This window comes from Sporomusa sp. GT1, from assembly GCF_014634905.1.
GTDB lineage: Bacteria > Bacillota > Negativicutes > Sporomusales > Sporomusaceae > Sporomusa > Sporomusa sphaeroides.
The window spans coordinates 1-6389 of sequence record NZ_BMBX01000028.1 but is presented as its reverse complement, the minus strand read 5'-3'; the positions used below and the strand labels follow the sequence as shown (position 1 = coordinate 6389).

At 48.0% G+C, this 6389-nt stretch carries 4 protein-coding genes and 2 tRNA genes; 1 reads left to right on the top strand and 5 read right to left on the bottom strand.

What is annotated here, in order from left to right:
* Positions 1-14: 14 nt before the first annotated feature.
* The 3 genes from GT1_RS19105 to GT1_RS19095 form a co-directional block, all read right to left on the bottom strand.
* On the bottom strand, positions 15-1655 hold the full coding sequence (locus GT1_RS19105) for a ShlB/FhaC/HecB family hemolysin secretion/activation protein (protein WP_188400050.1): 1641 nt from the start codon (positions 1653-1655) through the stop codon (positions 15-17).
* Between the two features lie 290 nt (positions 1656-1945).
* Positions 1946-2926 (bottom strand): LuxR C-terminal-related transcriptional regulator, encoded by a 981-nt coding sequence (locus tag GT1_RS22665; protein ID WP_304626427.1) that lies wholly within the window; start codon positions 2924-2926, stop codon positions 1946-1948.
* A gap of 430 nt (positions 2927-3356) precedes the next feature.
* Positions 3357-4997 carry an ATP-binding protein gene (locus tag GT1_RS19095; RefSeq protein ID WP_188400049.1) on the bottom strand — a complete coding sequence of 547 codons (1641 nt, stop codon included), beginning with the start codon at positions 4995-4997 and terminating at the stop codon, positions 3357-3359.
* Positions 4998-5124: 127 nt separating this feature from the next.
* Between GT1_RS19095 and GT1_RS19090 the strand changes: the two genes are divergently transcribed.
* Positions 5125-5841, top strand: a complete 717-nt coding sequence (locus GT1_RS19090) for a response regulator transcription factor (RefSeq protein ID WP_188400048.1) — start codon at positions 5125-5127, stop codon at positions 5839-5841.
* Between the two features lie 202 nt (positions 5842-6043).
* On the opposite strand, the gene GT1_RS19085 is transcribed toward GT1_RS19090, so the two are convergent.
* Both GT1_RS19085 and GT1_RS19080 read right to left on the bottom strand, forming a co-directional pair.
* Positions 6044-6119 (bottom strand) — tRNA-His (locus GT1_RS19085).
* A 6-nt stretch (positions 6120-6125) separates the two neighbouring features.
* Positions 6126-6201, bottom strand: a tRNA-Met gene (locus GT1_RS19080).
* Positions 6202-6389 lie beyond the last annotated feature (188 nt).

The window sequence follows — 6389 nt, the reverse complement described above, 5'->3', positions numbered from 1 at the left end:
ACTCCTCTCCCGTACTATTTAAACTGTCCGTTCATCATCACATGCAGCCGGGTTTTACTAATCTGCTCGCCATTGATACTTTTTCTAAGCGGCAGACCCAGAGTCAGTGATGCCGACAGGTCTTTGTCAAAATTAATCCGGTAGCCGCAACCTGCTGCAGCCAGTATATGATCGTCAAAAGCGTTATCGCCGCTGACCCGGCCGCCATCCAGAAACACAAAGATTTCCCGGTTGCGCTGCTCCGGTATAGCATACTCCAGACTCAAAGAATAACCGTTATCGGCGCCGATGAGATTTTCCCGGTAGCCGCGGACGCTGTATACGCCGCCAAGGTAAAACTGCTCGGCTGACGGCAAATAATTAGAGCCGCTGAGTTGGGCGCTGAGCCTGATTGTCAGGATTTGTCCGCCGCCATACACCATCTGGCCGATGCCGCTGAATTGATATTTCCCGTAATGCTTCTCCGCATCGCTGATATCCCGCCAGGTACCGAAACTGTAGTTATGCCGTTGATACAACACCTGGCGCTGACCGTAATCGGTCACCGTCAGCGAGAGATTGTACCGCTCGATATCATCGTCCACCCAACGCTGTCCCAAAAAATCAGTCTGTGAGTTTTGCCGGCTCCAGTCCAGGCCTGCTTCCACCTTGCGTTCCTTGCTGACGCTGAGGGGCTGGCTCAAGCTGAGACCGTAGAAGCTGGAGTGGCCGCGCGTATCCAGCTCACGTAATGCGCCTTTGACTATTTTAACGCTGTTGGCGCTGTAGCTTACTCCCAGCCGGGTTCCCTTGTCGCTGACAGGCAGGCTGTAGCTGAAGCTGCCGGAATCGGTTCCCTTACTGCGCATATAGCCTAAAACCAGTTGATCGCGCTGACCGCTTACGCTCCGGTTGCTGTAGCTTGCGCCTTGACGCCACAGGCCGCTGGTCTCAGAACCGGCGTTGTCGGCAAACAGGGAAACTTGCTCGCGCCGCGGTTCATAGGCGGTAATGACATAATCGGTTGTCCCCGGTTCAGCGCCTGCCTTGAGCCGGATGCGCAGCTGCACGTCGTTGGTGCCGTTAAACCACAGCAGTGACCGGTTTAACTCATGCAGGCTGACAATGTCGCCAGACGTCAGCGGCAGCCGGTTTTTGATGTATTGTTCGGCAGTATCGGCGTTGTTTTGTATCTCCACCTGGCCGACACTGCCTTCCAGGAGTTCAATTTTGACCACGCCGCCGGTAACGGTCTGCGGCGGCAAGCCTGCCCGGCAGGTGACATAGCCCTGATCCCGGTACACGGCATTGACCGCGTCGACAATGGCATACAGGTCTTTGAGGGAAATGGATTTTCCGAGATAGGGCTCAATGATGGCGGTAAGTTGTTCGGATGTCAGGATTTTTGACGGCGTGAACTCAATGCCTTTTAACTCAAAATGCAATTCCTCGCCGCTGTCCTCAACCGGCTTCCTGTCTTCAACCTCCGCTCCATCCCGCTGGCGATTTTTTTCCGCCTCCAACTCCTGATTAATTTCCTGCCGGCGAAAAAAATCCCGGCTTTGATTGAGAATAACGCCGGCATCACTACCCTTGTCAAGGGATGTGGCATAAGCGCAGTTTGCCAGGGAAAATCCGATAAAAATAACCATAACTGGTAGGATACGTTGTTTCATAGCTGCCTCCGGTTTAAATATTTTATTGCTATAATTTACAGTATGACAAAAAGCTGGCAATTTTTCATCACACTAAAGAATGATAAAATGTATCTTTTTTACAATGAACAGGCTAAATGAGCCTGGTTTTACTGCAGCTTTATGATTCATACCGGCAGCGCAACAACTAAGCAGTGCTCCGGTTCCAGTTATTTTTGCTGTATGGCAAAAAATACCTCCGCAACCAGGAAGGAGGCATTTTTTGTATGCGCCATCATCGCTCGATTTCCGATATACTTGCCACACACCCGCTATAGCAAGCCCGTTTCCCTGGCCTTAGCCAAAGCTTGAACCCGGCTTCTCACACCCAGTTTTGCCAGAATTCGGCTGACATGGGTTTTAACCGTATTAACCGTAACTTTCATCTCAGCGGCGATCTCTTGATTGGATAATCCGGCCGCGATCAGGCTAAGAACGGTTTGCTCACGGCTGGTAAGGGGTTCCGCCTGCTGTCTGACCCGTTGGTTCTGCTCCTTCCCCCGGTCGGCTTGAAGGCGATTTTCGGTCAAATGGTGCCGTGTAGTCCGGCGCAGGCGGTGATTCAACCCGGAATGCTCCGCTCCCCTAAATACATTCCCAAGCAGTCCTTGTGTGTTTTTCACCACCAAATTTATTTCCTGGATAACACGCGGATACAGCTTAAGTTGTTGCTCAATAACGGCCTGCTGCTCTTTGTTGATCTGCTTTTGCACCGAAAGCTGTGTTTTCAATTCACCGTACAGTCGGGCATTATTTAACGCCAATGATGCCAGGACGGCAAAATGGCGTAACAGTTCAATTTTTCCAGCACTAAGCTCCGGCTTTTCCTGCTCAAAACCCAGCCCCAGGACAGCAATGACCTCATGCCCCGCATATACCGGCAGTCCCAAAATCGATTTGACACTGTCCCAGCCGTATGGCCGGTCTTGAGCCCGGCCGGCCCATTGACTCAGATTATTTACTGTCAGCATTTGTCCCGTATTCCAAACAACACTGGAAACAGACGGTTCGGCTTTGGTGCGCAATACGCCCTGATAATGGGTATAGATACCGGTGCCGGCCCTCAGCTCAAGCACTTCTTTTTCCCGGTCAACTGCGTAGATAAAAACATGGGAGGTCTTTGCCAGTTCACAACCGATACTGACAATGGTTGAAAACAACTTGTCCAAATCCAGTTGACCGGCTAAAGAAACGGCCAGTTTATACAGTATGTCTACACAAGAATCCTTTTCTGACGGTTTTGTACCAGACACAGCATCCTCCTCCTTAAAAGATGTGAACGTCAATCATGCCGATTGCACCAAACCCGGACGATTGCGCCAATGCGATAATAGCACCAATAGCTCCTTTTACCATAAGTCCTTTGATGCCTGAGAACAAAGCTTCCTAAACTGTCATTGGGGCACTGCCCCAACCCACAAGGTTTATCGTTTTGGTTTTTCAAGACGGCAATGAAAAAGGCGACACTCTAATAAGTATCGCCGCTTCGCGTAACCGCATACCTCCTCAGGCCGCACCTCTGCACTGCCCTACTATCCTGAGTATGAGTAAATGCATCCTTAGTTCCTAAATAATCTGGTTGATTATTCCATTTACACGGGTTACGATACACTCCTATCTTTATATTATACAAAGGATCTTGCGAAACAAACCTAAAGAAATCTTAAAGATTAAGCGGTCCTGTTACAGCACCACATAAAATACGCTACCTCTGCCAAGTTCGCTTTCCGCTCTGATTTCACCCTGATGCCTATGTATAATTTCCCGTGCAATGTAGAGACCCAGGCCAATTGCCTCTTTTCTGGCCTGCCCGCCTTTATAATACCGTTCAAAAATATGAGGAAGCTCTTCCTGAACAATGCCTTGCCCATTATCTTTGATTGCAATCTCCACCTTTCCCTCCACTGTCGGTATAGCGGATACCTCAATCCGCCCCCCTCGCCCAGTATAGGCAATCGCATTGGTCATAATATTTTCAATAGCCCGATACAGTTTGACTCCATCGACATTTTTAAAGACGGCGGCTCCGTCCGCCACGTGCAGTGAAACTTGTATTTGTTTGGCCTGAGCCTTCAGTTCCGCGTCTTCGACAATTTGACGCAGGAAACAGTCCAGTCTGACCGGTTCCTGCCTTAGTGCCAGATTATTGTCTTCCAGCCTTGCCAAAAGAAAAAAATCATCCACGACCGCACTTAAATATGTTACCTTTTCACTTATCTTCCGGATATACCGCTCCTTATCAGCCTCCTTTTGCACCTGCCCTTCCATCATAGCCTGCGCATAACCCAGAATCACCGTCAGCGGTGTTCGCAAATCGTGGGCAATATTGGTCATTAGCCGTGTTTTATCATTGTTAGCTTCTTCGGCTGCTTGCTTGGACCGGACCAGCTTCCGGATGGTTCGCCAAAGATAATATATGACAATGATGAGCAGTATCCCCAGTAAGACGACAAGTGCCGTAAGCCGTCTTTCCTTCCTGTCATTCCGCGGAATTACCATGGAAGCTTCGTATATTTCATCATAATTAATATGTAGTATGACTTTATTTATAATGGGGATCAATTCTTTAAGATCTTTTCGTGTTCCAATAAATATTTGATTTTTTTCGTTCAGTTCACCTACTATTTTTATTTCTTGATACATGCCCTGATCCTTGTAATAGGTAAACACCGGAATTTCACAGATGGTATAATCCGCCTTTTTTTTGCTCACATACTCCAGGGCTTCCTCCATATTATCCACGTAGATGATGCCTGCTTGGGGAATATCTTTCTTAATAATGTCTACAAACCAATAGCCTCTGGGCACGGCAAATGTACTGTTTTCCTCAATCTGGGCAACATCCCGAAAGAGCCGGTTTGTATCCACATCACCGACGATAACCTGAGTTGTCTCCATATAAGGAACAGAGAACTCCAGGTATTCCTGACGCTCCGGGGTAACCGATACGGTAGAAAGTATGTCTATCCGCTTTTCCACCGTGCTTTGTAATATTTCCTCCCAGGTTTCTTTCGCGCTGTTTTGATACAGCCTGAACCTCAACCCTGTCAACTGATGTATCTTGCGTAGCAATTCCACTCCCATACCGCGCGGTCGTCCCCGTTCATCCAGGTATTCAATCGGAATATAATCCTGGGCCACTCCCACATAAAATACCTTGTTCTGCTGAGCCCGGATCCAATCCTGCTCCTCACGGGTGAACAGTGAAAGTTTCAATTCTATCTTATCGCTTTGTACCTCCTGGACAGCCGCAAGTGCCGATGCCGGGACCAGACTGACGGCAAGCAACAAGCACAAGACTATCATTATCAGCAGTTTTTTCATGCTCCTGCTCCTCTCATTTTCACTGTTTATACCATATCAGAAGAAACGGCCCATGCCCACCTTTTTTTACCAACATGAACATGATACAATAAAAATAACAATCATGAAAGGGTGGTAACCAGTTGCCATGGCTAACGGCGTAAAAACGAATGCTATACTTGTTGTCGATGACGATCCTGATATCGTTGAAATTATCAGCCTATACCTCGGCAATGCCGGTTATTGCGTAAGCGCTGCCGCTGACGGAGCCGAGGCTATCCGCCAACTGGAATGCACTGACATTGATTTGATACTGCTGGATATCATGCTTCCCGATCAAAGCGGAACTGAGCTTTGTCTGCACATACGCAAAACCCGCTCCTGCCCCATTCTGTTCGTCAGTTGCCTTGATGAGGAAGAACAAGTCCTTCGCGCGCTTACCGTTGGCGGGGATGATTATATCCGTAAGCCCTTTTATCCCAAGGAGCTGGTCGCTCGTGTCAGAGCCATGCTACGGCGGGTGGAACTGGAACGCCGCACCCTCAATACTGCTGCAGCGGAATTATCCACCGGAGATTTTGTTGTCAATATGGAAAAAAAAATCATTTACAAACACCAGCAGGAGCTTCTGCTCTCTCCAATTGAATTTGATATTTTGCTATATATGTTAAAGCACCCCTGCAAACCCATTTCATGCGAAGAGCTTTATCAACAGGTATGGCAGAGCGAAAGTCTGGGAGATATACGAACCGTTATGGTTCACGTCAGTAATTTGCGAAAAAAGCTGGAAAAAAATAATACTCGAAAGTACATAAAAACAATGAAAAAACGCGGCTATGTATTTCTTGATCAAAGGTATAACTGATTCTTTTTAAACCAATACCCTCGGCTGACTTCTCATGACAAAACGCCCCCTGTTGTAGGATAGAAACTACAACAGGGGGCGTTTGGGCCGCGTATTGAAATACATTCTAATTTTAGGTCTTAAACCTTTTTGCTTACGCAAAAATTTGCATCATCCTAAAGGATGACGCAAATTAAATGTTCTATGTGTCACATTCCTTATATGGGGTGACTGGAGGGGATCGAACCCTCGAATACCGGAGCCACAATCCGGCGTGTTAACCACTTCACCACAGCCACCATAATTGGTTGCGGGAGTAGGACTTGAACCTACGACCTTCGGGTTATGAGCCCGACGAGCTACCAACTGCTCCATCCCGCGATATAAGCAAAGAACCAAGCTATTAGGAGCATCGCGACGCTAGAACTTGTGTGAATCGCTTAGTTCTGAGCGGTAGCGAAGAACTTCCTAATTATCATTCTCCAAAACTAAATATGGCTCCTCGAGTAGGACTCGAACCTACGACCGATCGGTTAACAGCCGATTGCTCTACCAACTGAGCTATCGAG